The organism is Sphingomonas sp. Leaf28 (genome assembly GCF_001421685.1).
GTDB lineage: Bacteria > Pseudomonadota > Alphaproteobacteria > Sphingomonadales > Sphingomonadaceae > Sphingomonas > Sphingomonas aurantiaca.
Genome location: NZ_LMKX01000007.1, coordinates 133304 through 157613 on the forward strand (window position 1 = coordinate 133304; position 24310 = coordinate 157613).

Here is a 24310-nt window from a genome sequence, read left to right on the forward strand (position 1 = left end):
TTCTCTAAGTGGGCGACATTCAAAGGCATCCCAGCGGTAGCATGGACGTATTACTTGGCGTGCGGGGGACAGTCTGGAAAAGCTGACATACCCCTACGTATTGCCGACAACCTCGATACCAGTTCCCGGACAACGCGATAGAGCTGCCTTACATACCCTAACTATCTTGCTGTTTAACGAAACAATCGAAGGACTGTAGGTTTGGACGAAGTTGAAGTATCAAAACTGATTCAAGATGAAGGATCTGCTCAAGCAAAAGCACTAGACGACGCAGGCTTGACTGCAACGGAGCTCGTCGACGTTAAAAGTTTGGTCTTCCCGCTACCGGTGGGCGCCATCATTGCATCAATAGTTCTAAGCTATGATACACGTGAGGGCGCCAACCGAGAGAAGGTTCGCTGCGCCGTGTGCCCTCAACACCAAGCTCACAACCGTGGCTTCCGAGTAGCGCTGGCAGACGGTCAACAAGCTCTCATCGGCATAAACTGTGGAGAAACGCGGTTCGGTGAAGGTGCTTGGCAAACTGCGTTAGCCGATTATGAGCGACGCGTTCAGCATGCAACTTATATCGCTCGTATTGATCCAGCTTTGAAAGCCATTGCTGCGATCTCTCCGATAGTAGCGGAATGGCATACTCGAGCTAGAGAGCTTGGGTCATGGCTTAGCCACTTTCGTCTTGCCTTTCCAAACCTGTCGCGCGTTTTAACTGACGCGGCTCGTCGCTCGGAGGGCCGATTTACTCGGGAACGTGGGAGAACCAAAACGCGCATAAACCGGTTAGGACGCGAAGAAAGTTACCGTGACGTCGAAGTCATAGAGATCGCAAGAATCCCTTTCCCCGACATGTTTTTCGGCAAAACCCCTCAAGCAGCACTCGGTTTAGCCATCGACCATCTAGCCGAAGCACAGCGCCTGTTAAAAGCGACCGACATGCGCAGTTTGGCCAGCGCTTACCTTCGCCTGCGCCAAGCCCGTCAAGCTGTGAATGACGCATCTGAACACCATCAAGCATGTTTGCGGAATTGCAACGTCTCTTGGCTCGTTGGGATGTGCGATTGGGTGAACAGAGAGGCAGGACTGATGCCAACGTACTGTTTTGAGGACCAAGACTTAGTCGCGCGAGATGAGGGTGGTTTTGAGCGTCGGTTCGAATGGTTTGCCAGCAGCTCCATCGGCTCTTCCTCATCGGAACAAATTTCGCGGCTATGGCCCGACGCGTAACTTTCGATAGATGTGCTACATCGAGCGGCTCCTATCCGAGCTGCACCAATCCCCTCTTGCGCTGAAACGATAACGGGGCCGGAACCGATAGCAGCGGTCCCGACCCCGTCGATCGAAGGATCCTCCGTCGAAACGGTGGATAGACAGGCTCAACGCGTTAGCGACGATTCCGGTCCCCACCCCCGTTATAAGGTTCATTCTCAATTTTCCATGAACGAGCCGTTCCGGCCGTTCCACCCGCCATACGGCACACCACCCGAAGGACTTCACCCGAAGGACATCAACCCCGAAGGGACATCAACATGACCGTCATCGCACTCTCAGCTCGTCGCAGGTCGCTCGCGTCATTCGAGAACGCCTACGCCGTCGCCATTCAGCTTCGCGAGAATACCGGGGTCGACCAGTTCGTGGTCCGCACCGACAATCCCATCCAGCCCTTCCGCGTCTCCCGGTGCCGGCCACATCACCCGGAGAGTCTTCTCGCCCTGGTCGCCTGACCGGGCGTCGATTGTCAGCCTGCGCTCGATACATTGGTTATGATCTGCGCAGCCGCGCGGCCTTCACACAGTTCAGCGTTCGTCGCGTACAGCACCGGTAGCTTCTGCTCACGCATTACGTTGCACATCCGGCCACGACGATACGTCAAGCTCTGCAGCCAGGCCAACTCGGTGATCGCCTGCTCGATCGGCGTGTCGTACAGCAGATACCAAAGGCGCATCTGGTACGGGTTCTTGTCGCGCAGGATCTCCTCGATATCCTTGTAGCCTTCTCCGTATCCCGTCGTGTTGCGAACGTCGCTCGCGAGCGCGGTAAACGCCTCCTGCAACTCCGTGATCGCGAGATAGGCGACGTCGAGGCCGATGCCGACCGTGGCGCCTGCAAGCACCCTGCGATCGACCGATACCTGCGGATCGCCGTTGTCGTCCTTCTCATTGTTGTTCAGCACGTCGAGCAGCGGCAGGTCGTAATCGTACCCCCGCATCATGTCCTGGACCTTCATCATATTCTCCTTCGGGTGAGGCCTCGGACTTGCTCCGACTGTCACGCGCCCGGTTTCATGGCCGCATGACGAACATTGACAATTCCGCCACCTGCGGCAATGTCTGTACGTCACGACAAACAAGGTCAACCCGAAATGCAAACTTTTTCCAGTCGCGACTTCAATCGCGAACCGGGGCGCATAAAGCGCGCTGCCGTGGACGGTCCCGTCATCATCACCGAGCGCGGTCGGCCGATCATCGCGGTGCTGCCGTTTGCTGAATATGAGCGGCTAAAGGCACCCCCCGGCAACATCCTCGACGCGCTGGACATGGACGAGGTCGGCGATATCGAGGTCGACTTCACCCGACCGCAATCCTTCCCGCGGCCGGCAGTATTCGACTGATGTACCTGCTCGATACCAACGTCCTCTCCGAACTGCGCAAGCGCCGCAGCGGAAAGATCAATCCAGCTGTGGAAGCATGGGCGAGCAGCGTCGATCAAGCCGACATGTACCTCTCAGTCATTACGATCATGGAAGTCGAGCTCGGCATTGCGCTACTCGAACGACGCGATTCTAGACAGGCGGGCGTGCTACGGCTCTGGCTTCACGAGAAGGTTATGCCGGCGTTCACCGGTCGCGTCCTGCCTGTGGACACGGCGATCGCGCTGCGCTGCGCGCGGCTGCACGTCCCGGAAACCAAAAGCGAGCGCGACGCGTGGATCGCGGCAACGGGGCTCGCGCACGATCTAACGGTTGTCACAAGGAACCTCGCCGACTTTGCGGGAACCGGCGTGACACTCCTCGACCCCTGGACCTTCGCCGACTGAACAACACCACTCCGAGATACGCAGACCCAAGGGTTGCGACGCGCATCCGGCGCACGATTTCGGAAGCGTTCATCAAAAGCCATCTAATCTCGATCAAGGGATTGGAGGTTGGATGACTGACGCGCTTCCGGACTCCCTTTTGCCGATCGGCAGCCGGTGGATGTACCGCTGAACCTGATGAAGATGGCACTGGCGTTGCTCGACCAAGAAGTTGGGGCGACGCTCGCTGCAGCTCGCCTCGCGGAGGCCATCGAAGCAAGAAGTCGAGCTATGAGAGGAAAAGGGCATCAGCAATAATAACTGGCCCGTTTTGCTGGCTGTCGTGTTCTGTCTAAATGACAACCTCCACAGTCCCCTATGCGCTTGCGGTCGATGACGACCCTTTCATCCTCATAGATGTCACGACTATTCTCGAAGATGCAGGCTTCCGCACCTATGAGGCGGATGACGGCGATGCTGCGATCGCTATGCTCCCGGAGTACGCCCACACCATCACCCTGCTCTTCTCGGACGTCGACATGCCGGGCGACACGAACGGGTTCACGCTCGCCCATCACGTCGCTGAAAACTATCCCTGGATCGAGATCGTCATCGGTAGCGGTCATCTCCAGCCGAAAGAGGGTGACCTTCCCGAGAAGGCGACGTTCGTCTCGAAGCCGTTCAATGCGCAGATGATCCATGGCCATCTTCGCGAGACCCTGCCCGACGGCAAGCTACCAGATCCGCTAAAAACGGCCGTTTAACGACGACCATGCGGGCCTACTCGTCGTCGGTGTCCATGGTGGCAGCTACGCCGCGGGCTTCGAGGGCGGCGTTTAACTGACGCCTTATGCTCATGCCATTCAGGTGGCTGAATACGCCTTCATAGCCTTCGGCACTCAAGCGATCGCGAATGTCCGAAATTGAACGACAGGCCCCTTCCCGCGACAATTGAAATGCCCGCTCAACCGTTCCGATACGTGTGTCGCTCAATGCCCCTCCGGATAGCCGATCAGCGACGCAGGACACGGGCATCGGCTAGCACGCGATATCGCCCGAAAAATGTCGGGTTCAAGCCTGTTCGCTGTTGCAAAACGATGTTCGCAATTGCAGCATAGGGACGCCTTTCAGGCATCCTCTCCTAAAAACTCTCCGGGCCGGCTCACGCTGGCCCTTTTTTTGTCTGCCGAACGCAGCCGCAGCTGCGTGATAAGAGCACGTCGTTCACGCTCTATCTGAGTTTTCATCATCGCCCAGATATCGCGAGCGCCGGAGCAATAGCCTGCCCAGTCGGCCTCGATCGAGGCGTAGGTCCATTTGGCAATGTGCGCATTCGACATCAGCCGTTTTGCGGTCAGGGCGACCAAGAGATCGGATAGCGCGCTTCGCAGATCTGTATCCGCATCTTCGAGCAAGGCAGGTACGACCGTCTCACTCACGAACTTAGATCGTGCGAGGCTGGCGTCGGTAAGGCTCTGTCGATCCTTGGCCAACTGATCGCTGCCGGGGCAGGACGCCGCGCAATGCCTCTCGATTTTGCCTATCCCGTCGATGATCCTTCGGTGATGCTCCTCCAACGTATGTAGCATCTCGTCGTAGTTCATATGGATGGTCCTTCTCGGTCGCGAGCATTGCTTATTGCTGTCATTGACACCCGCGATCTGACGCCGCGCTTCCGCATTACACGAGGTATTATCACTATTTTATAACGGCTTAGATTGAAGGTCTGGCTCTACCCCTCGGCGCGTCCCCTGCCCCCTTTTGACACGCCGTTACTCAAACGCGCGAAGTCGGCAGGAGACTCATAAAAGCGCATCTGAAACGAAGAAATGGTCAGCGTCGATGACACGCTGAAGGACGTCGCTCGATTGCTGCGAAGTTCGGCGCAGTCTGATCAACGCGGTGGCCCACGGCTATGCACTGGCGGGAGGTATAAGGGGGCCACCCCGCCCAAATGGGCGGGGCCGGGCTCTAGTCGGCAAGAGCCGACCGGAGCCCCGCGAAGAGCGGGTCTCCGCCCTTACGGGTCACGATCCCTTGTCCGTCGTCCTTAAACGCTTCCACGAGCCTTCTGCGGCCATTGTCGCGGATGGAGTGGGGCGGAGGGTGCGCCCTGCCCTCACGTCACGTCCAGGACCACGACCACCGCCAAGCAGCCTGCGGCTGTGGAATCATGCGCTAGGCGCATGATGTGTTCTTTGTGGGCCTGTGTTCTCATCGCACCCTTCGCCGTCTCTCAGTGTCTCGGCGTGCCAGACCCGTCCGGCGGGGGCGGCGTCAAAGCTGAATTGCCCGCAAGCGGGCAATGTTTTTGTTTGATTGGAAGACGCCTCAACAAGAATACCGGGCCTAAAGGCCCTACGGTTTCCACCCCGCAAGCGGGGCGGAGCCTCCGTCATTCATGTTGACCCCGCCGGCCGTGCCTGCCTCTTGAGCCCCTGCGAGGACGGCTCCGGGTGCGATGAGAACAAAGGCCGGACCTTGCCCATCAGAACGGTAGAAACAGAATAGCCCGCTACCGCGGTCTATGCGTCTTTGATTTGTTATTTACGCCCCCTAGTCAGGGCTCTTTTATGCTCGGACTCACCGTGTACGATGACATGGTGTCAAGTAATCAATCCGGTTGGCTAAGTAGAGGGGAGGGGGTAAAAATAAGATGCCGGAGGGGAAAGGCCCCAAGCACCGGCAAACAGGGGGATAGGCCCCCGCCTAGATGGAGTTAAGACTATGAACATCGGTCAGTTCAAGAACACCAGCGGTCAGCTCGTTGGTTCGATCGCAACAGCGACTATCGACCTCCCGCGCCTTGGCCTTCGTCCCGTCGAGAGCAACAACGAACGCGCCCCGGTTTTCGAGATCGTCACCCTGAACGTCGCCCGCCGCTGGGTTCAGATCGGCGCGCTGTGGCAGCTGACCAGCAATTCGACCGGCGAGGTTTTCTATCAGGGTAAGCTGGACGACCCGAGCCTTTCCGAGCCGTTGCAGATCACGCTTTTCGGCAACAACGAAGAAGGTTTCCGAGTCGTCTGGAACCGCGCGCAGCCACGCCGCGAGAACATGGACGGCACCCGCCAGAGCCGCCGCAAGGCAGCCGACGACGGTTTCGGCAACGGCAACGCGACCGACAACGGCCAGCTTGCCGAGCCGCAGAACGACGAAATCCCCGCGTTCTAAGACACCGACCAAGACGGGCGGGGAGAGCGGCTGAAACGCTCCCCCGACCCTAAACCGCAATCCCTGCCAAAGGTTGAGACCATGACCAAGAAAACGACCTCCCCGCGCTTTAACAGCTTTTCCGAAATGGGCGAAGCGTTGAACGGCACCGACGCCAACGCGGACACCACGCCCGCCACGGAAACCGCCAGCGACGACGCCAGCGACCCGCGCGCGGCAGAGATTGCCGAGAGCCACGCCGAGGAAACCGCGACCACCAATTTTCAGGATGCGTTCGGCGACGTTGGCGCGCTTTCCATCGTCGAGCTTGGCGGCGAGCGTCAGGAACTCGACATGCCCGAGCCGATCGAGGCGCAGCACGATTGCGCGGCGATCATGGCGACCCTTTTTGACCTGTTCCGCGATACCCGCCTAGAGGCGAGCGCGCAGGCGATTGCATGGGGGTTCGTTAATTCGTTCCACTTCGAGGCGCAGAAGCTGGAACGCGAGGAAGACACGCTTTGCCGCGACCTTGGCGAGATGACGCGCCGCTATGATCCGTCGGAAATCTACGCAACGGAAATGGAGGAATTGCAACTCCGCGCGCAGACCATGACCGAGCGCCGCGCCGCCATCGAATGTATGCGCGACTATGCCGCCGACTGCTACCGCGCGCAGTCGGGCCACCCATGGTCCCCCGCGCGTGGATCGAAGGTTTCGAGCGGAGGCACCGCAAGCCAGATTGCCGCCCTCGACTTCCTGAAAGCCCGCGCGCAGGACCACCGCGAGAAGCGCAACCCGACCGGCCCGCTTGTCGTCTTTTCGGGCGGCCAAGAGTGGCACGACTTCCAGCAGCTTTGGGACCGCCTCGACCAGATCAAGGCCCGCGTGCCCCACATGACGCTTTGCACCACCGCACAGCGCAAGGGGTGCGATATGATCGCGGCAGCATGGGCGGCGAGCCGTGGCGTTACCGTGGTTGCCTTCACCCCGCAAACGGGCCGCTATGGCAACCGCGCCGGGTTCGTCCGCAACGAGCAGCTTGCAAAGCTGGCACCCGTCGAAGCTATCGTTTGTCAGGGTTCCGGGCTGCAATCCAACCTGTTGCAGGTGCTGAAAAACGCCCGCGTCCCGACCCACGCTTTCCGCATCGACGGACAGGCACCCGCCCCTACCGCAACCAAGCGGCAGGCGATCAGCTAACCCCATCGGGCGGCGCAGCCCAGAACGCGCCGCCCCTCCCCTTTCCTTGGCAGGAATCACTAGGCCAGCGACGGGCGACCCCCGGCGCTGGCCCTTTTTTGTCAGCGTTGCTGTGGGGGGAACCCTACGGTTCCCCCCACGCCAGGCGATCGGCCACGCGGCATCCTTGGCACGGCCCCGTCGGGCCGCGCCTGGACGCCGCGCGACCGATCGCCTTCCCCCCTCCGGTAATGCGCTGCCGCAGCTCCGCAGCGATCGCAGGCGAGTTGGTCGGCGTCGTGAGCGGGGATGGCCCGGCCCCGGCTCGCTCGCATCGGTCAGGCCCTTCGGCCTGCCCTTCGCTACGCATCGGCCGGGGAAGCGCCAGTGCGGGCATCGAGCCCGCCCTGGCGCTGCTGCCGCGAGGAAGAATCTATCTCAAGTCGTCCTATTATCCCGGGCGGCGCGACGAGCCTCAAGGCACGGCAGGGTCCCACCATTTTTCTGCGAAAAATCGTTGCCCCTACCGCCGCTAAAGCGGTCGCAAGAGCGATCCCTTGACCCTCGCCGCGCCGCCCTAATCCGGAATGCGTCTTGAAGAAGAAGGAGGACGAAATGCAGGTCTCATTGTTCAGAGCGCTGAAATCGGCTAATATCGAGGACGAAGCAGCTGCAAAGGCAGTCGCTGTCGTCGAGGAGCAGATCGACATGGCCGTAGGTCGCGCAGTGGAACCACTCAGACAGCAAATCGCCGGACTCGAGCTCAAACTCGACCAGCGGATTGCCGGGCTGGAGGTCAAGCTGGATAGCGGCCTCAAGGGCATGCAGACATCGATCGATGGGCTCAAATGGTACATCATCGGGCTGGGCTCGCTGATGACTGGCGCGATCGCGGTCGGGGCAGCACTTACGGCATACGCTCAGTTCATTAAATGACCTCGGGAGGGGCTACGGCCCCTCCCCTCACCGTCTCACGACTATAGGGCCATCCGGGCGACCGGGTGGCCTTTTCGGTGCCCTATTACGCGGCCCCGCCCGACCGGCTCGCTCGCGTCGGTTCGGCCCCTACGGGCCTCCCTTGCTACGCATCGGCCGGGGAAGCGCCAGTGCGGGCATCGAGCCCGCACCGGCGCTGCTGCCGCGCCCGTCCGGCCAAGCCGTTTCCCCTGCCCGATACGCCTCGCTCGCCTACACGCACCGGCCCTTCGGCCGCGCGCTGGCTACGCCTCGCCGATTGGACTGGTGTGCCTGTTTGCCGGCGTTCCGCATCCTCTCCGGAGAGGAGGGAGGGAAGAGTTTGCGGTTTCAATGAAGGAGGTCAGCATGACCATCACATTCCGCGTCGAAGACGGCCGTTCGATCATACCGCCAAGCGCTGCCGTCATCACCCCTGACCAGTTGGCAGCGTTCCGCGATATGCTTGCCGAACAGGCGTTGCGATTGGGCTTTGCGTTGCTCCTACCTGTCTACGGCGTGACGGGCGATCCGTGGTTCGAGTTCGATGCGCGTGTCTGTCATCTGTCGCTGGCAACGATCGCGCGATGCTTCGATCACGATCCCTCCGTGATCGCGATTCTGGACGAGGCGCAGTTCCTTGGGCGACGGGTCCGGATCGCTCAGACCGACCGGGCGCGCGACATAGAGATGCGGTTGTCCCTGAACCCCGATGCGGCCCCGGAAATCGTAATGGCGAACCCGGCCGCGCTCACGCTGTTGGATGGCCTTGGCATCGATCGAGCGATCGCCGGAATGGTCCCAATGACAGAGCTGCGGCAACGCCTGATGGACCCGCGGATCCGGCGACGCCTCGATGCCGATCCGGGGATGGCTGATTGCGTTGAGACGCTCTCCAAAATGGCGGCACTAAAGCCCGCCGACGGCGAGTATCTGCTGGCGTGGATCTGATCGCCTGCCACATCGAAACAGGACGTAAGGGACGCCCAGCCTAACGGCTGGTGCGTCCCTTTTTTTGCTTGATACCGCCAAGCCGGCTTCGCCGCTTTTCAGCTGAAAAGAGAATGGCCGCACAGGGTAGCAAACCCGTGCGGCCATTGAAGCGGGCCTCGGTCTCAAAACGTCGGCGGCTTACGCCGTCAGCCGCTTCTCGACCTCATCCACGCCCAGCGTCTTCACCGCCTCCATAATCCGCTCCAGTCGGTCCAGTGGGAGCTTGAGCAACCCTACCTTCTCGACCTTGTCGATCGCCGTATCCCGCAACTTCTTCAGGTGCGCCTTTCGACGCTCTGCCAGCTTGCGTTCCTCGGCCTCGATCGCGGCCATTTCAGCGTCCAGTGACTTCGCCATATTCTTGCCTTTTGGTCAGGCTGATCGGGCTCTGAACAACCCCGGTATAGCCTTCGATCAATTACGAGAAAAGACCGCAACCACGGCATCCAGCAGCACCCAAGGAAACACCATGACGTTCATCGGCGAACGGCCCGCTGACACCCGCCGAAGCGCAGGTTTACCCCCCCCATTCCGCCAAGATGGCGGGCCTTTTCCCGGCGGAAAAACGGAACCCCTTCACATCCATACGAAGGACCGAGGCGATCAGAGCAGCACGGAGGAATCGGGACTACAGTAGAGCACACCTTACGCAAGCTGCGCTTGCCTTTTCCCGAGCAATATCAGCATCTTAGAAAGTACGAGTTACGGCGGACCATGTCCTACAGATTGCGGGACATTGTCCGACGCCCACGGAATGGCGGTTATAAGCCGTTTTTTCGTCGGACGACGTAGTACATATTCTCGAACTGTCTCCTGACGGCCCTTGAACCGTATACGCGTCCCGGCTAAACAGAAACTCCGTCGAAGAGTCCACCAGCCCCCCTGCTAGGGAGCTGGAAGTTGAAACTATTCCGTAAATGCTCGGTCAGGTTGCCGCTCGACCTGTACACGCGCATCGATGCTCAGGCGGAAGCCGAGAGCTGCACGCCGTCCGACATCATCCGAAGCGCTATTGAGCAGCATCTCGGCCGCTCGGCCCTCATGAGCCAGAGCCATCGTCGCCAGCTTCGCGTAACGGAATATATGCAGGTCGCGATCGACGCGATCATCCGGGAAAACCACCCGGAATTGCGTGAGACGCTCGTCCTCGAAGCCGACCGTCGCATGAAGCTTCATCATGGCGCGTGACGACCCCAAAGCGCCCCGCCAGGACATCCGTAACGACCGGCGTCCGATCCCACAGAAGCACCATAGCGCGCGCGGTGAAGCACCGCGCAATTCGGGCAACTTCACCCGTGGCAGCCAGCTTCTCAATACCCAAGTCCTGATGTGGCTACAGGGCATCAAAATGCCCGTCTACATGTGGCTTGGTGTCTTCGTCATCGCTTACACAGCGATCCTGTCGATCACCCTCGACGAGAACAACGTTCAGCTAATCTCGATGCGCATCCTGTCATCGCTTTGGGATTGGATTTCGCCCGGCGCGATGAAGAAGATCAACCTGCGCCTGCCGGACAACAGCATACGACATACATACATGGGCTATGTCCCGTTCGTGCCAGAGGTGATCCTCGCCTGGCACAAGGCCGTGAAAGGCTTGATGGGGTCTCTAGCGATCGCCTCGTGCATCACCGTGCCGCTGTCGATCTGGTACGTCGATTTTTCGGCCCGTCGCGGCAAGGCGATGATCCAGGAACGCCATGAGCGCGGCGCCATGCTGGTCGAGCGCGATCTGCTCTATTCCGAGATCGCCCAGCATAACAGAATCGAGTTCGTAAAGGAGGCCGCGAAACTCTTCCCGGACAAGACGCCGGAACAGGTCCTGAAGCTGAAGTTCAAGGCCCGCAAGATGGGTGGGATCCACCACCCCTACACCGTTGCCGGTATCCCGTTTCCACACCGTCTCGAACAGTCACATTTCATGACGCTCGGCACCACCGGCTCCGGTAAAACGACCGTGTTCCGTAAACTCCTTCGGGAGATGCGCGAACGCGAAGATACCGCCGTCGTGTTCGACCTGACCGGGGCCTATGTCGAAGCGTTCTACGACCCGACACGTGACACCATTCTCAACCCGGCCGACGCACGCTGCCCGGCCTGGACGATCTTCAATGACTGCCGAACCTATAGCGAGTTTACCGCTGCCGCTGGAGCCCTGATCCCCTCCGATGGGGGGGCGGCCGATCCGTTCTGGGCCCTCGCTGCGCGCACCCTTTTCATCGAGATGTGCATGAAGCTCATCGAGAAGGGACTGACGTCCAACCAGGCGCTCGCCGACAACCTGATGACCGCCGACCTCAAGCTGGTTCACAAACATCTCGCCAACACTATCGCCGACCCCATCACGGCGCCTGAGGCCGCCAAGATGGCGGAGTCGATCCGAGCCGTCTTTAATACCAACGCGCAAGTGCTTCGCTTCCTGCCCGATGACGGGCCGCAATACTCAATCAAGGACTGGATGACGGCCGAGAAAAAGCCCGGCTCGATCCTCTTCATCACCTCCAACTACACCGACCTCGAGATGAACCGGGCGCTGCTCACGCTCTGGTCGAACCTCGCCATTCACGCGCTGATGACGATGAGGAAAACCCGCAACCTACGCACCTGGTTCGTGTTCGATGAACTGGGCGCACTCCACCGCCTTCCGGCTATCGAAGACGGCCTCCAGACCGCCCGTAACTTCGGTGGTGCGATGGTGCTCGGGTTGCACTCGTTCGACAAGCTCACGCAGGTCTACGGCGAGGAAAATGCCCGCAACCTGTCGTCGCTCGCACGCACCAAACTGATCCTCGCCGCGGCCGACCTCGACACCGCCGAACAGGGTGCCCGCTACATCGGCAACCGCGAGATCCGGCAGATGGATGAGGGGTATAGCTATGGGTACAACAACACCCGCGACGCCTCGACCCTGACCCCCCGTAAACAGATCGAACCGCTGGTCATCCCCGACGACATCATGAACCTTCCGAGCCTGCACGGTTTTGTGAAGTTTCCTGATGGCTTCCCTGCTGCGCGCATCCGCCTCGAATGGGAACATTACCCGACCGTTGCCGAGGGCTTCATCGAGCGAAAACCGACTAAGCCGGACGAGCCTGGAAAGGTTGTTCGCGGAGGTGGTGGCAAGCCGCAGGGTGATGGTGATGACGTAGGGCGTGGCGGTATGCCCGGCCTGACAGAAGAAGAGGTTGAGCCGGCAAACGTTGCCAACACCTTCGCCACCAATATTCTATCGCAGCCGACCGAGAACGAGGTCGACAATTCGCGCGACGCGACAACCGTTGAAGCCACCGCCAGGACCGAACCGCAGGTGCTCCTTCAGGACATGCGTGAGCGCTCCGGCGATGACGATCGAAAGGACCGCGAACGGTCACTGGAGGGTAAGTCCGTCCAGGCGCGCAGTGAGAACCAGCAGCGGCAGAAAGACGATCCTACGCCCACCGGAGAACGGCCGGAGGACCTGTCGATCCGGGAGGCGCGCGATGCCTTCCCTGATGATGGATATGGGATGTAACGATGCACTCGATCGCATCCGTAAGGTCGGCATCCGGCGCCGCAAAATACTTCACCAAGGACGACTTCGTCAGCGGCGAATATTATACCGATGAGAAGGCCGGTGACGTCAGCATGTGGGGCGGTGAAGGGGCTGCCGCAGCTGGCCTTACCGGCACCGTCTCACAGGAGGCATTTGCCAAGGCGCTCAGTGGCGAGCTTCCTTCTGGCGACCGCGTCGTCGATGATAAGGGCTCGCGACGGCCAGGCTACGACCTGACGTTCTCGGCACCGAAATCCGTGTCGGTTATGGCGTATATTGCCGGCGACAAACGCATTCTTGGACCTGACGGCGCACAGACCAGGGCAGTCCAACAGACCATGGCGTGGGTCGAAAAGAACCTGGCCGAAACGCGCGTGACGAAAGACGGGAAAACCGAGGCGGTTAAAACCGGCAATCTGGTCTACGCCTTGTTCCAGCACGACACGAGCCGAGCACTAGATCCGCAAGCACATATCCACGCCATTGTCGCCAACATGACAAAGGGGCCGGACGGCAAACTTCATGCCCTCCATGCCGACCGGATATGGTCAAGCAACAGCGTGATCGGCTCGATCTATCATAGCTTCCTGCGCGATGAGCTGGAGAATCTTGGCTACCAGGTGGAGATGACCGGCAAGCACGGGACGTTCGAAATTGCCGGCGTTCCGAAAGCCGTGCTGGAGACGTTCAGCCAGCGCCGTGAACAGATCATGGAGAAGGCGGCTGAGCTTGGCATTGTCTCGCCGGAAGGCCGTAACAAAATCACCGTAAATACGCGTGATCCCAAGCTGAATGTCGAAGACCGCGACGGCCTCGTGCTCGACTGGATGAAGAAGGCCGCAGAGCAAGGGTTTGACGGCAAGAAGCTGCTCGAAGGAGCGTTACAGAACGCCGCAAAGCTGGAGCAACGCGAGAATGCTGGCCCGATCGGGCGCGGCTACACCGTAATCGCGGACGCCGTGAAAGTCGCGATGGATACGGTGTCGGGCTTGCTCCGGTCACCGGACCCGCTGGTTGCCCGCGGCTTTGTACGCCTGGCGCAGTCAACCGGGCAGGCCAACGCACAGCTTGCTGTCGCATCCGCGGTCCGTAGTCTAAATCAGCGCGAAGCCGCGTTCGACAAAGACAAGGTCGCCAAGAAGGCACTCGATTTCGGCCTGAAGGGCGTCACCATCGATCATGTCGAGGCGAGGGTCGAGCAGCTCATTGAGAAGGGCAAACTGCTATCCGGGGAAATTACCCACCAGGGTCAGAAGGTCGAGGCTGTCACGACACCGGAAGCGCTTCACACCGAGGAGAGCATACTTGCGCGGGTCCAAGCGGGTAAAGACGCAGGTGCTCCGATCGTGGCTCCCTCGGAAGCGCCAGACCGATTGCAGGCCGCCTCCCCTCACCCCCTGAACGAAGGCCAGCTCGCAGCCGCGACCTTGATCGTATCGACCTCCGACCGCATCGTAGCGGTCCAGGGCATCGCCGGTGCCGGTAAGTCGACCATGCTGCAAGCCGTTGCCCGCGTCGTTGAGGGAGAAGGCAAATCGATCCTGGGCCTCGCCTTTCAGAATAAGATGGTCGCCGACATGAAGGAAGGCATGGCGCGACCCGACGCCATCCCCACCCGCGAGATGTCCGTCGACCAGATGCAGGATTCCGGCGTTAAAGCCGTGACGATCGCCCACTTCATCTGGCACAACGAAAAGCACGTCACCAACCCGAACACGCCCGATGCGCAGGCACGCCGTGACGAATTAAAGGACACGGTTATCGTCGTCGACGAGACGTCGATGGTGTCGAACCGCGACATGCTCAAAATGCTGACGATCGCGGAAGCGCTCGGCATCGAGAAGATTGCACTGATCGGCGATCGCCAGCAGCTCCTCCCGATCGATGCCGGCAAGGCCTTTGCCATGATGCAGGCCGACAAGATCGGCATGGCTCGCATGGATGACAACCTTCGCCAGCAGACTGACCAGCTGCGTACGGTCGCGGCGCTGGCCAACATCGGCAAGGCGGGTCAGGCCATGAAGGTGCTTGGCGACAAAGTCGTCGAGCATGAGGATCCATCGGCGCACGCGTCCGACCTGTGGCTGGCCCTGTCGCCCGACGAACGTGCCAACACGGCCATTTTCGCGTCCGGCCGCGAGACCCGCGCGGCGATCAATCAGGCGGTGCAAAAAGGCCTGAAGGACGAGGGCACGCTCAAAGGTGACGGGCTATCCATTGCGGTCATCCAGAACGTGAACATCGAGCGTGAGGACCTGCGCTACGCCAAGACCTATGAGAAAGGGCAGCGGCTAGAGATCAAGGGCTCGGTGCCGGAGCTTAAACTCGAACGCGGTGTAGCCGAGGTCCGGCGAACCTTTGCCAACGGCAAGGTCGAGATCGTCAAAAACGGTCGCTCGATCAAGTTTAGTCCTCAGAAGATCGATCCGATGATCGACAAGGATCGTATGTCCCTCGCGACGATCGAGACGATCCAGATTCACGAAGGTGACCGGATTCGGTGGACTGATAACGACAAGGAGCGCGGCATCTACAATGCCTCGCTGGCCACGATCGCCGGCATTGAGAACGGCAAGGTCACGGTTGATCTGGCGAACAAGGACCAGGTCACGCTCGAGAAGAACGACCCGATGATGCAGCGGATGGACCTCGCCTACGCGCTAAACATGCACATGGCGCAGGGCATCACCGTGAACAAAGCCATCACGGTGATGCAGACCTTCGAGCGCAATCTGTCGAACCAGCGCCTTTTCAACGTAGGCGTCACCCGCATTCGCCTCGACCTGACCATGGTCGTCGACAACCAGCAGAAGCTCGAGCTGCAGCTGGATAAGAACCCTGGCGACAAAACCTCATCCCTGGAAAGCCTCGGCCGCCTCGATATCGATGGTGCTGTCGTACAGACCAAAGCGGCCGACGATGCGCTCACCAAAGCGATGGAGAGCCTCGACGAGGCGAGCAGCGAAAAGATCCTGATCGACCCTGCCAGCCTCGACATGACGGACCTGCCGCCAATGGGCGCGTCGACCACTGACTATTCCGACATCAAAAACCTCGATGGGGAGATGCCGTCGATCACGGACGGTCAGGACGCCGATCGGCGCGATGTTCAGGCCGATCGCAAGGACGACGAGCTTGGCATGCCTCCACTCGACATGGACGACCTCAGCGCCCTGCCCGCGATGCTCAAGTCTGGCGAACAGATCCGCGGCCTTCCTGAAAAAAACCTCAGCCTGGATATGTGACAATGAATAACTCGCCCACGACGGTGATCCTATGCGGCACGAACGAGACCATTCCATCCGACATCCTCGACCTCCTTTTGACGCAAGCGCGGAGGGGGTGCGGACGTTTGATGGTCGTCGACGAAGGTAGCCAACTTGCACGTCTTCACGCCGCCCAGGATACGGATTTCCTGCTCGACCCGGCCATCGGCAACTGGGACTTCTTTGCCGATCACCTAGCACAGCATGAAATCGCATGCGCAGGCGAGGCGATCCTTCGATCAGACGCAGTAGCGCCGGGAATCTACAACGCTGTCAGTTGCGTGCTTGCCGAGATGCTTTCGGAACTAGCGGCGAAACCCGGTGCCAGGCTGCGGGACGTTTCGGAGAGGGTTCGTGCTTTCGGGTATGAATCTATGGCCGACGCGATGGGCCTAAATATCGACCTCGCAGCCGACACGCGGGCAGGCTGGATGGCATTGGCACGCCTCCAGGAAGATGCCGGACGGTTTGCGGCTGGGACGTCGTCTACGACAACGTCCATTCGCCGCTGGCTGACCACAAGCCCTCGATCGGTGCTGTTTCTAACAGCGGGAGCCGGGGTCAACGATGGTGCCTGTCGCTCCGTCCAGGCTGCCATCGACTGCGTCGCACGCCTGGAGGTGAACGCCGGGCGGGAGGTTCAAATCGTGCAAATCCATTCCGCGAGCGCCTCCGGCACGTCGTTGCGAGACGTGTCACCGTCGTCGGTGCCTTGGCAGGCCCGGACCGAAGGCCGTTGCTGAAGATCGAAGTTCTAGAGGGGGAATTAGTACATGATTGTAAAACCGTCGACCAAAGCTGACGAATGCGCGGCGATTGCCGCATTTATGGCAAACCCAGACTTCGACCGCCTTCCAGAGCGGGCGCGCAAGGAGACGATGAACCGCCAGCGCGGGCTGAACGGTGAGCGATCGACCGCGCATATCCTCGATCGTCACTTCCATGACGCGCCAAACCACGCTCTCTTGCACGATCTACGGCTTCCCGACGGTATCGGAGGGTTCGCCCAGTTCGATCATGTCATTCTGTCACGTCTGTCGCGCACAGCGGCCGTAGTCGAGGTGAAGAACTATCGTGGCCGGATCTCCAAGAACGAGCATAATGAATGGCACGTCTGGTATGAGGGACGGCGACGGCCGATCGACATCCCCAACCCATTGGAACAGGCCCGACGCCAAGGGGAGGTTCTCAGGGCCTGGCTGAAAGCGCGTCGGCATGACGTCGCGTTCGAGACGATCGGCGCGTTCGTCATCATCCCTCCGGAAGGCTCGATCGACCGCTCGAAGGTCGGCGCCGACGTGCGGATCTACAAGGCAGACAACTTCATTGCAGCATGGACGGAATTCGGCGGAATATCTCCTATGGGCCGGCTGTTCTCAACCGGCGTGTCAGCCAAGACGCTCTTGGCGATCAGCGGGCAGCTCGCAGGAGACCACCAGCCTGATCCCCGCGGCCTCGAAGAAATGATCGGCTTGCGATCGTCAAAGATCAAGCCGGCTGTGGTTGTCGACAACGAGGAAGACGGAGCCGACGACGAGACAAAGTCTGACGTCACGCAGCAGGGCGGCATCCAGGCCGTGGCTAGCGCAGAGGAGGCCTCCCCTGTCGTCGCCTCAAGCGAGCCTAAGGCAACCGTGGTCACGAGCGATACCGCGCTAAGCACCATAGCCGCTGAGGGCAAGGCATCGGACAAGATTGAGATCGTGCCTGGTATATACGAGCGCGTACTGCCTGACGGCAGCGTCGCCTTCCTCGCCGGTAGGGATGAAGCAGCGGGTGTTTGTCTGAAGCTGGCTTGCGAGGGTGTGGCCCGGTGGAACCCGCGCTATCGCAACTGGCTGAGCGATGCGAGCAAAGCTCCAATCATCCGAGACGCCCTTATCACGACACATCGGGAACAGCGGGAGGTAAGTCATGGGGTTGGCTGAACGCGACCATATGCGAGCACCACCCAGGCAACGTGGTCGTACAACCCGCCTCGATGCCGCGCCGACCGACGGTGTCATCTGGGAGGCGACGGTCGATCCCTCGCCTGAAGCCACACCGCGACACCGCCATCGCCGGCTGATTGCGCTGACATTCTGGATCGTCGGCGGGACTGCCGTCTTCACGGCCCTGTGGGCGATCGCCTGCGCGATGATCGGAGCCCAATGGCATGGGCAGGGCGCCACCTTCACGCCGCACACTACGCAAAGCGTTTCACGTACCGGGGGGAGTAATCATGCAGCACGCTGAAAGTGAACCGTCCTCGGCCGAGCTGCTGACACCCGATGCACTGTCCGACACGGACTTGGCGGACAGCTTCCGGACTCAGTCATTCCACCTAATGCAAGCGCATCCCATCGCCGCTGCGCATCTGGTACTGGCTGCAGCTTCGATAGCGCCCACCTGCGCGGCCGAGCAAGACGTCGCTGACGAGTTTTCGTTCGTCATCGTCGATTTCGCTCAGCAACTAGGTGTTTTCCACCGCCGCGCCGTCAACCGGCGGGCAAAGGAAATTGCGGGGGCTGGTCATGGGCATTGATGACCGAGACTATATGCGCGAGCGCTATCGGGACCGTCAGAGAAAGGCCTCCGGCACAATAATCTGGAACGATCGCAAAGCGAGGGTAGAGCAGCCGCACGACAAACACGGAAAAGCGGTACCGCTTGGCAGCGATACAGCCAGTCGTGGGTTCGACTATCAGAAGAACCGACATCGTCCTAAACAACATGCTCAGACGCACCCAATGCAGAAATGGATATTCCTGCTATGCGCGATGCCTATCTTGATCCCCGCCTACCGTGAGGCAAAACGCTCCGGCTGGTTTCCCGATCGCGTGGCGGAACTGCCCTTCCCAGCGTCCGGAACCGTCACGGTCAAATAGCGTCGATCCAAAGACGGCGACGTCGAAAATTGGGGTGACAGCGGCAGATGCAAATGTTGTCGTACAGCTGTTTGATCGAAAAACCGACGTTCACGTCATCTCCGTCTATGTGAACCGTAACGAGGATGTATCCGTACCGGTGCCACCCAGCACTTACCGGATGAGAATCATCGAGGGGGACAAATGGCACGGTCTGACGAAGTGGTTCGGTACATCGACCACCTATGAGACTGTGGTGCGGCCGATGGTCTTCACACAGCGAACCAGTCGGACGATCGACTTGCATCGGTCGCCGGCCGGCAACCTCCACACCAGCATCAACTTTACCAACCCAAAACCGCTCAACTGAACAAGGGGAACACACATAAATCGGACACTCGCAATCCTTGGGATGCTTGCGATCGCCCTCCCCCCCCCCTGCGACGGCGCAAAAGCTCCTTAAGGGCGGTATCGACACTGATGGTGACATGGAGATGCCGTGCGGCGACCGCTCCTAAGGGCAATCGCGCTGGGCTAGAAGCGTACGCGGTGAACCCTGCCGACGGGCTCTTTGCCGCCATGGTGGCTCTGATTTGGGTGGCTGACGCACAAAACGATGGATGCCTGTGTGTTGACCCCCTCCCCTCCCCTGCCCTTTGCTGAAGCTCCTGGTGTCATAGTTGGGCGATCCCCTGCTCGTCGCCCGCGGAGAAGGTTTATATGCCCTCCAGCGCGAGCGGCAGCTTGCTGTGGGTGGATCGGTCGCTGGCGCAAACAATCAGGCTGCGCTGAAGGCGACAGACTATCTATTGCATGTAAAGCTGCTCCATTTTGCCAACGATCCTGGCAGCAGCGGTGGTCGTCTAACTCCAGCAGCCTACGACGTAGGCCAGTGAGGGGGGTGAATATCCGCAGGATATCCATTTCGTTTGGCTACCATAAGGATATCCAGTTAATATTCTTTGGTTGGCTATCAAACATCGACCACCATATCGATAGGCCGCCATATCCATAGGCAAGGATATCCATAGGCCCGCATATGCATAGGCCACCATATGCATAGGCAACTATATCGATAGGCAATCCAAAGGCTTCCAAAAGGATATCCATTGTATATGTCTTGCACTATCAATAGGATTTCGATAGACAGCCAACAGCCTATGCATGGCCAATCGATCGCAATAGGCAATTAGTAGCCTAGCAAAATGTTAATGAGGAAACGCAGGCATGCCAGCGATATCAGTAGCAAACCCGAAAGGGGGTGCCGGCAAAACGACTCTTACGTTCATTCTCGCTGGGGAGCTGGCTCGCAGCGGCGCGTCGGTTGTCGTCGTCGATGCTGATCCAAACGCGATCATAGCGAAGTGGGGCGCCAGGCGTACCGCTGAGGGGAGGGCACTTCCGTTTGAGATTGTAGCAAGCCCTAAAGAGTCAGAGCTAGTAAAGGTGCTCGACGCCCTCACCGAGAAGAACGACTTTGTTTTAATCGATCTTGAGGGGACGGCTTCGCGGATGACATCAAGAGCACTTGCCCGCTCTCACTTGGTACTGATTCCGTTCAATCTGTCGCCCATTGACGCAGAATTAGCAGCTAATGCCGTTGGTTTGATACACGAGGAGGCGGAAGCCTTGGGCCGCGTTATTCCGTACCGCCTCGTCCGAAGTCGTGACAACGCGGCGATCGAGACGAAATCTGCGAAACGAATTACCTCAGCAATAAAGGATGCTGATCTACCGTTGCTCAACAAGGGACTGGTAGAACGAGCGGCTTACCGTGACGTATTCGATTTTGCATCAACGTTGGAAGAGCTGACCGATGAAAAGACTTCAGGGCTTGCAGCAGCCAAACGAAACGCATTCGAAGTTGCGTACGCAGTAGTAGAGGCTGTGCGTGAGGAGACTGACCGATGAGCGGTTATGGGTTCAAGAAGCCTAATGCGGCATCGGCTGACGAAGTCGCCGACAAACTCAATCTTTCCGGCCTCTCGAAAGCGCCTCTTCGTATCGATCCTATGAGAGAAGAGGAGGCAGTCGCGCGTGGCGCTGCAATGGGGTTCGTCGATCGCGCCCAGGGGGAGGGCGAGAGTGTCTCAGCTCGACCTAGCCGACGTCGGCGAGAGACAGTCGCTCAGGGAAATCTCTTTATTAAGGGTCCACAGGAAACACTCGACTGGTTCGTTGAATTTACCAACCAGCGTGGTCACCGTTCCTATTGGCAGGCACTCGAGGAACTGCGGGCACTTACCGCGAAGGATTAGGGTTCTTCTAGGCACCGAGCCTCCCGCAAGTAAGGCAAGCGAACGGGCTAATAATCTTCGTGGGTATCCAAAACTCGCACTGGCTAGTTTCGTTTATCGAGACCCCGTGTGAGGAGGCGGTCAATCTCTGCCATTGCGATATCAAGATCCGCAGCCGCTGCACAAAGCGGACCGTGATCGAGGGACGCAGACGGCGACGGAGACGAACCGGGGAGGGCGGGGGATACCAAACCTCCCGTTTCGAGCCCGACGAGTCTCGCAGCAGCAAGCGTGCGCGCCTGGATATCGGCACCGGCGCGCGACAAGCCAAGCGCGCGCATGAGCTGCTTGCGCGTGGTCGGACCGAGCGCCGCCAAAAGCGTCCAAGCCTCAAACGCACGGGCGTTGCGGGATAAGCCGACGAGGGCATCCCGACCGCGAGCCAACACCGATTCTATGCGCTCCAAGTTCGTGAACGCGGCCAACGCTTCATGCGTGCTATGGTCGACGAGCGCGGCAGCCCGCTGGGCGTCCGTGACATCGAGGCGAAAGACCGTGCGCGGGACTATCCCGGTAACCGGTGGGACGATGCCGCGTGCAACAAGCACAAGGTTCAGGGCCCAGCATCCGGCCGGCTCGGACGCAGCGTAATGCCGCATCGATCGGGAGGGCAGGGGGAGTAGCGCCTCGTGCCCAGAGCTTTCGGCGAAGTCCGGCGCGCGGATCAAAACGTCGACCGCGACCGCAGCGCGCGCCAGCCCATGGAGCGGATGATCCGGACCGGCGTCCGCCAGTCCGCAGGCACCGGTGAGGGGGCCACCGGCAGCCGCCTGCGCCAAGGCATCCTCGGCGGCGTTGAGCAATGCCAGCGCATCGACCTCGAACCCGCGCGTCGCGTTGACCATGCGAACGACCATCGTTGCAGCGTCGGCAATCGGTGGCACCCCGTGTGCGGCAAGCCAGAGCACGACGGCGTCGCGGCGTGGGTCGTCGGTCATTAGGATCGAGCCAGGATCGCTGCTTGGCTGATGCGCAGGGCCGACATCGCCGGCGCCGGCGTCGCGCCGATACGCACGCCATGCGCTGGCAACGTTTGCCAGGCTCGCAACCCTGCGGATTTCGGGGGACGCAAAGCGCGCTGCGCCAGCCAGTCGACCGAACGCGTAGGCAAGGGAGGTGAAATCAAGGAGCGGCATAGAGACGGCAGTACGCTAGTAAACCGTAAATCACTAGGCAGCATCTTTAGGCAATAAAGGTGACTTACCATAATCGGACATTATGGTAACTAAAGCGATGTGCTACGAAGGCGGAATGCAGGGCAAATCGGACCAGCGGACAGGGCCGGCATGAGCGAAATCGTCGTCCACCGCACCGACGGGGAGGGGCTTCCGGTCCGGGCACGACGTGGGTTGGTCGAGCTGATCGATGCCCGCGTTACTCGGTTGTTGGGTCTTGCCCTGCCCGCTGATGCTGGCCCTGTCAGCGAGATCGGCTTCGTCGCGCAGCTCGGCGCTATGGCAGTGGCGAGCAAGGCGGCGCTGGCGTCGGACCTGGCCTGCTATCTGCGTTGGTGTGAGGACATCCGTGTCGCCCCGCTGCCCGCCGAGCCCGAAAACCTGGTCCGCTACATTGCCATGCTCGAGGCGCGGGGCGCCAAGCCCGCCACGGTCGCCCGGCGGGTTGCCAGTCTCGCCACCGCACACGGCCTGTCAGGCCTGCAGGAGAAGGGGCATGCGCCCACCAGCCACGTCATGGTCCGTGCGGCGCTCAAAGGCCTGCGCCGGCGTCGTGGCGCTGCCCAACGCCAAGCGGCCCCGTTGCGCTTCGGGGCCTCGCTAGACCCCCATACCAAGGGGTTCACGCTGACCGCGCTGCTCGGTGCCTGTGGCGGCGATTTGCAGGGCTTGCGCGATGCTGCACTACTGTCGCTCGGCTATGATGCGGGACTGCGCGTCAGTGAGCTCGTCGCGGTCACCGTCGCGCACATCGATCCGCACAGTGATGGCTCGGCGCTCCTGTTCATTTCATCATCCAAGACCGATCAGGAAGGGCAGGGGGCCTGGGGCTGGCTGTCCGCGGACACGATGCGCCGGGTCGGCGCCTGGCTGGTCGCGAGCGACATCACCGAGGGGCCGGTCTTCCGCCGCGTGGGGGTTGATCGGCGCCGTTTGCGCGCCGCGGTCCCGCCGATGGCGTACGAAGCGATCCCGGGACACACGCGACATTGGCAGGAGAAGCTGAAGGGCAAGAAGGCTGAACCCGCGAGGACCGTCTACACCGTCGGGACGGCCCCGCTTAGCCGGCAGGGTGTCAACGGGATCTATCGGCGTGTGGCGCTGAGTGCATTCGATCAGGGGCTGGTCGAGATGCATATCGCGAAGGTCGAGGAGGCTGCTAGGGCGCTATCAAGCCACTCGCTGCGGGTAGGGCTGACGCAGGATCTGTTCGCAGCCGGGGAGGACGGCGTTGGCATTGCTCAGGCGCTGCGTTGGTCGTCGCCATCGACGGCACTGCGCTATGGGCGGAAGCTTGCCGCCAGGAGCAATGTTGCGGCGCGCGTGTTGTCGAAGATCAGAGCCTGATAATCGCGTTACCCGGTGAGTCTTACGGGACAGACAGCGGTCCCGGCAGCTGCCGAGGGAACCACGTCAGGAGAGCGTCCGACAGCGCCGTAGCGACAACTGAGGGATCGCCTGTTCGGGTGCCACTAGCGCGCACCGTGGTCGCCTGCCCCGTCCACACGACGTGATTGTCGCGGCGCAGCGATACCGTCACCTGGAGACGGGTTACGATCAGTCCACGCAATTGATCCTTCCCCGAAGGCAAAGTCAGCGACAGGCCTCCAAGGCCCGCTGCCATGCCTGGCCGGTCTGATCGATCGTTGCCGGACCTGACGACGCCGCGCTGTGTCTGCGATACCTCAACGTTGGCAATGTAAAGGCTGTGGTTCGGGTCGGGCAGGGGCAGGAATGGTGTTCGAAGGAGGGTTCGCTGAACGGCGTCCGTGAACGTTCTCATGATAGCGGGAGACGTAGTCGGACTATCAGCAGCCACGATCGCTATCGTGCCAGGTCTTACCGCGGTGGTGGCAACCGGCGATTGCATCATGGCTGCTGCCGCAGCGAGAGGAAGTACGTA

27 protein-coding genes are annotated in these 24310 nt (G+C 60.4%); 22 read left to right on the forward strand and 5 right to left on the reverse strand.

Annotation, left to right across the window (positions count from 1 at the left end):
- Positions 1–201: 201 nt before the first annotated feature.
- Positions 202–1221 carry a hypothetical protein gene (locus ASE79_RS20880; protein ID WP_156359590.1) on the forward strand — a complete coding sequence of 340 codons (1020 nt, stop codon included), beginning with the start codon at positions 202–204 and terminating at the stop codon, positions 1219–1221.
- A gap of 302 nt (positions 1222–1523) precedes the next feature.
- The gene (locus ASE79_RS07205) at positions 1524–1718 is read left to right on the forward strand and encodes a hypothetical protein (RefSeq protein WP_056414036.1); all 195 of its coding nucleotides are present in this window, start codon (positions 1524–1526) and stop codon (positions 1716–1718) included.
- A 14-nt stretch (positions 1719–1732) separates the two neighbouring features.
- Here the strand turns inward: ASE79_RS07205 and ASE79_RS07210 are convergent, their stop codons facing one another.
- Positions 1733–2221 carry a hypothetical protein gene (locus ASE79_RS07210; RefSeq protein WP_056414039.1) on the reverse strand — a complete coding sequence of 163 codons (489 nt, stop codon included), beginning with the start codon at positions 2219–2221 and terminating at the stop codon, positions 1733–1735.
- 135 nt (positions 2222–2356) lie between these two features.
- Between ASE79_RS07210 and ASE79_RS07215 the strand changes: the two genes are divergently transcribed.
- From ASE79_RS07215 to ASE79_RS07225, 3 genes are all read left to right on the forward strand, one after another.
- Positions 2357–2605 (forward strand): type II toxin-antitoxin system Phd/YefM family antitoxin, encoded by a 249-nt coding sequence (locus ASE79_RS07215; protein WP_056414041.1) that lies wholly within the window; start codon positions 2357–2359, stop codon positions 2603–2605.
- Entirely contained in the window at positions 2605–3030 is a 426-nt protein-coding gene (locus ASE79_RS07220; RefSeq protein ID WP_056414044.1) for a type II toxin-antitoxin system VapC family toxin, read from the forward strand. The genes ASE79_RS07215 and ASE79_RS07220 overlap by 1 nt, the downstream gene beginning before the upstream one ends.
- A 335-nt stretch (positions 3031–3365) precedes the next feature.
- Complete coding sequence (locus ASE79_RS07225; RefSeq protein WP_056414047.1) at positions 3366–3773, forward strand: response regulator; 408 nt, start codon at positions 3366–3368, stop codon at positions 3771–3773.
- A gap of 16 nt (positions 3774–3789) precedes the next feature.
- Here ASE79_RS07225 and ASE79_RS20885 read toward each other — a convergent pair whose 3' ends face one another.
- Positions 3790–4002: a hypothetical protein gene (locus tag ASE79_RS20885; protein WP_200910334.1), complete on the reverse strand. Its 213-nt coding sequence runs from the start codon at positions 4000–4002 to the stop codon at positions 3790–3792.
- 134 nt (positions 4003–4136) lie between these two features.
- Entirely contained in the window at positions 4137–4613 is a 477-nt protein-coding gene (locus ASE79_RS07230) for a hypothetical protein (RefSeq protein ID WP_056414052.1), read from the reverse strand.
- Between the two features lie 1123 nt (positions 4614–5736).
- Here ASE79_RS07230 and ASE79_RS07235 point away from each other — a divergent pair.
- The 4 genes from ASE79_RS07235 (at position 5737) to ASE79_RS07250 (ending at position 9249) form a co-directional block, all read left to right on the forward strand.
- Positions 5737–6183, forward strand: coding sequence for a DUF736 domain-containing protein (locus ASE79_RS07235; RefSeq protein WP_056414055.1), 447 nt, complete (start codon positions 5737–5739; stop codon positions 6181–6183).
- Between the two features lie 81 nt (positions 6184–6264).
- Entirely contained in the window at positions 6265–7365 is a 1101-nt protein-coding gene (locus ASE79_RS07240; RefSeq protein ID WP_082445155.1) for a DUF2493 domain-containing protein, read from the forward strand.
- 573 nt (positions 7366–7938) lie between these two features.
- Positions 7939–8280 carry a hypothetical protein gene (locus tag ASE79_RS07245; RefSeq protein ID WP_056414058.1) on the forward strand — a complete coding sequence of 114 codons (342 nt, stop codon included), beginning with the start codon at positions 7939–7941 and terminating at the stop codon, positions 8278–8280.
- Between the two features lie 387 nt (positions 8281–8667).
- A complete protein-coding gene (locus ASE79_RS07250; protein WP_156359592.1) occupies positions 8668–9249 on the forward strand; it encodes a hypothetical protein in 582 nt (193 codons plus the stop codon).
- A gap of 180 nt (positions 9250–9429) precedes the next feature.
- On the opposite strand, the gene ASE79_RS07255 is transcribed toward ASE79_RS07250, so the two are convergent.
- Positions 9430–9648 (reverse strand): hypothetical protein, encoded by a 219-nt coding sequence (locus ASE79_RS07255; protein WP_056414064.1) that lies wholly within the window; start codon positions 9646–9648, stop codon positions 9430–9432.
- A 573-nt stretch (positions 9649–10221) separates the two neighbouring features.
- Here ASE79_RS07255 and ASE79_RS07260 point away from each other — a divergent pair.
- The 12 genes from ASE79_RS07260 to ASE79_RS20895 all read left to right on the forward strand — a co-directional run bounded on the left by ASE79_RS07260 (position 10222) and on the right by ASE79_RS20895 (position 21193).
- Positions 10222–10479 carry a hypothetical protein gene (locus ASE79_RS07260; protein WP_056414067.1) on the forward strand — a complete coding sequence of 86 codons (258 nt, stop codon included), beginning with the start codon at positions 10222–10224 and terminating at the stop codon, positions 10477–10479.
- A complete protein-coding gene (locus ASE79_RS07265) occupies positions 10469–12802 on the forward strand; it encodes a type IV secretion system DNA-binding domain-containing protein (protein WP_056414068.1) in 2334 nt (777 codons plus the stop codon). The genes ASE79_RS07260 and ASE79_RS07265 overlap by 11 nt, the downstream gene beginning before the upstream one ends.
- Positions 12803–12804: 2 nt before the next feature.
- Positions 12805–16068, forward strand: coding sequence for a MobF family relaxase (gene mobF / locus ASE79_RS07270; protein WP_056414072.1), 3264 nt, complete (start codon positions 12805–12807; stop codon positions 16066–16068).
- A gap of 2 nt (positions 16069–16070) precedes the next feature.
- The gene (locus ASE79_RS07275) at positions 16071–16832 is read left to right on the forward strand and encodes a type IV secretion system DNA-binding domain-containing protein (protein ID WP_056414076.1); all 762 of its coding nucleotides are present in this window, start codon (positions 16071–16073) and stop codon (positions 16830–16832) included.
- A 30-nt stretch (positions 16833–16862) separates the two neighbouring features.
- A complete protein-coding gene (locus ASE79_RS07280; protein ID WP_082445156.1) occupies positions 16863–18017 on the forward strand; it encodes a nuclease-related domain-containing protein in 1155 nt (384 codons plus the stop codon).
- Positions 18004–18324, forward strand: a complete 321-nt coding sequence (locus ASE79_RS20890) for a hypothetical protein (protein ID WP_156359593.1) — start codon at positions 18004–18006, stop codon at positions 18322–18324. Before ASE79_RS07280 ends, ASE79_RS20890 begins: the two co-directional genes overlap by 14 nt.
- Positions 18311–18613, forward strand: a complete 303-nt coding sequence (locus tag ASE79_RS07285) for a hypothetical protein (RefSeq protein WP_056414082.1) — start codon at positions 18311–18313, stop codon at positions 18611–18613. Before ASE79_RS20890 ends, ASE79_RS07285 begins: the two co-directional genes overlap by 14 nt.
- A complete protein-coding gene (locus ASE79_RS21610) occupies positions 18603–18956 on the forward strand; it encodes a hypothetical protein (protein WP_235516796.1) in 354 nt (117 codons plus the stop codon). Before ASE79_RS07285 ends, ASE79_RS21610 begins: the two co-directional genes overlap by 11 nt.
- Positions 18957–18990: 34 nt before the next feature.
- Positions 18991–19305 carry a hypothetical protein gene (locus ASE79_RS21615; protein WP_235516797.1) on the forward strand — a complete coding sequence of 105 codons (315 nt, stop codon included), beginning with the start codon at positions 18991–18993 and terminating at the stop codon, positions 19303–19305.
- 310 nt (positions 19306–19615) lie between these two features.
- Complete coding sequence (locus ASE79_RS21240; RefSeq protein ID WP_162237013.1) at positions 19616–19831, forward strand: hypothetical protein; 216 nt, start codon at positions 19616–19618, stop codon at positions 19829–19831.
- 331 nt (positions 19832–20162) lie between these two features.
- Positions 20163–20846, forward strand: a complete 684-nt coding sequence (locus tag ASE79_RS20270) for a ParA family protein (RefSeq protein WP_082445157.1) — start codon at positions 20163–20165, stop codon at positions 20844–20846.
- Positions 20843–21193: a hypothetical protein gene (locus ASE79_RS20895; protein ID WP_156359594.1), complete on the forward strand. Its 351-nt coding sequence runs from the start codon at positions 20843–20845 to the stop codon at positions 21191–21193. Before ASE79_RS20270 ends, ASE79_RS20895 begins: the two co-directional genes overlap by 4 nt.
- Before the next feature lie 83 nt (positions 21194–21276).
- Here the strand turns inward: ASE79_RS20895 and ASE79_RS07295 are convergent, their stop codons facing one another.
- Complete coding sequence (locus ASE79_RS07295; protein WP_056414088.1) at positions 21277–22368, reverse strand: hypothetical protein; 1092 nt, start codon at positions 22366–22368, stop codon at positions 21277–21279.
- A gap of 150 nt (positions 22369–22518) precedes the next feature.
- Here ASE79_RS07295 and ASE79_RS07300 point away from each other — a divergent pair, with 150 nt between their 5' ends.
- Positions 22519–23754 (forward strand): hypothetical protein, encoded by a 1236-nt coding sequence (locus ASE79_RS07300; protein ID WP_056414091.1) that lies wholly within the window; start codon positions 22519–22521, stop codon positions 23752–23754.
- The last annotated feature ends 556 nt before the right edge of the window (positions 23755–24310 follow it).

Bases quoted from the DNA above. Each gene is read 5' to 3' on its own strand.
- ASE79_RS07285 (WP_056414082.1), top strand. From the start codon at position 18,311: ATGCAGCACGCTGAAAGTGAACCGTCCTCGGCCGAGCTGCTGACACCC.
- ASE79_RS07230 (WP_056414052.1), bottom strand. From the start codon at position 4,613: ATGAACTACGACGAGATGCTACATACGTTGGAGGAGCATCACCGAAGG.
- ASE79_RS07220 (WP_056414044.1), top strand. From the start codon at position 2,605: ATGTACCTGCTCGATACCAACGTCCTCTCCGAACTGCGCAAGCGCCGC.
- ASE79_RS20890 (WP_156359593.1), top strand. From the start codon at position 18,004: ATGGGGTTGGCTGAACGCGACCATATGCGAGCACCACCCAGGCAACGT.
- ASE79_RS07225 (WP_056414047.1), top strand. From the start codon at position 3,366: ATGACAACCTCCACAGTCCCCTATGCGCTTGCGGTCGATGACGACCCT.
- ASE79_RS20270 (WP_082445157.1), top strand. From the start codon at position 20,163: ATGCCAGCGATATCAGTAGCAAACCCGAAAGGGGGTGCCGGCAAAACG.
- ASE79_RS07250 (WP_156359592.1), top strand. From the start codon at position 8,668: ATGACCATCACATTCCGCGTCGAAGACGGCCGTTCGATCATACCGCCA.
- ASE79_RS07280 (WP_082445156.1), top strand. From the start codon at position 16,863: ATGATTGTAAAACCGTCGACCAAAGCTGACGAATGCGCGGCGATTGCC.
- ASE79_RS07215 (WP_056414041.1), top strand. From the start codon at position 2,357: ATGCAAACTTTTTCCAGTCGCGACTTCAATCGCGAACCGGGGCGCATA.
- ASE79_RS07275 (WP_056414076.1), top strand. From the start codon at position 16,071: ATGAATAACTCGCCCACGACGGTGATCCTATGCGGCACGAACGAGACC.
- ASE79_RS07205 (WP_056414036.1), top strand. From the start codon at position 1,524: ATGACCGTCATCGCACTCTCAGCTCGTCGCAGGTCGCTCGCGTCATTC.
- ASE79_RS07265 (WP_056414068.1), top strand. From the start codon at position 10,469: ATGGCGCGTGACGACCCCAAAGCGCCCCGCCAGGACATCCGTAACGAC.
- ASE79_RS07300 (WP_056414091.1), top strand. From the start codon at position 22,519: ATGAGCGAAATCGTCGTCCACCGCACCGACGGGGAGGGGCTTCCGGTC.
- mobF (WP_056414072.1), top strand. From the start codon at position 12,805: ATGCACTCGATCGCATCCGTAAGGTCGGCATCCGGCGCCGCAAAATAC.
- ASE79_RS20895 (WP_156359594.1), top strand. From the start codon at position 20,843: ATGAGCGGTTATGGGTTCAAGAAGCCTAATGCGGCATCGGCTGACGAA.
- ASE79_RS07240 (WP_082445155.1), top strand. From the start codon at position 6,265: ATGACCAAGAAAACGACCTCCCCGCGCTTTAACAGCTTTTCCGAAATG.
- ASE79_RS07235 (WP_056414055.1), top strand. From the start codon at position 5,737: ATGAACATCGGTCAGTTCAAGAACACCAGCGGTCAGCTCGTTGGTTCG.
- ASE79_RS07295 (WP_056414088.1), bottom strand. From the start codon at position 22,368: ATGCCGCTCCTTGATTTCACCTCCCTTGCCTACGCGTTCGGTCGACTG.
- ASE79_RS21610 (WP_235516796.1), top strand. From the start codon at position 18,603: ATGGGCATTGATGACCGAGACTATATGCGCGAGCGCTATCGGGACCGT.
- ASE79_RS07210 (WP_056414039.1), bottom strand. From the start codon at position 2,221: ATGAAGGTCCAGGACATGATGCGGGGGTACGATTACGACCTGCCGCTG.
- ASE79_RS07255 (WP_056414064.1), bottom strand. From the start codon at position 9,648: ATGGCGAAGTCACTGGACGCTGAAATGGCCGCGATCGAGGCCGAGGAA.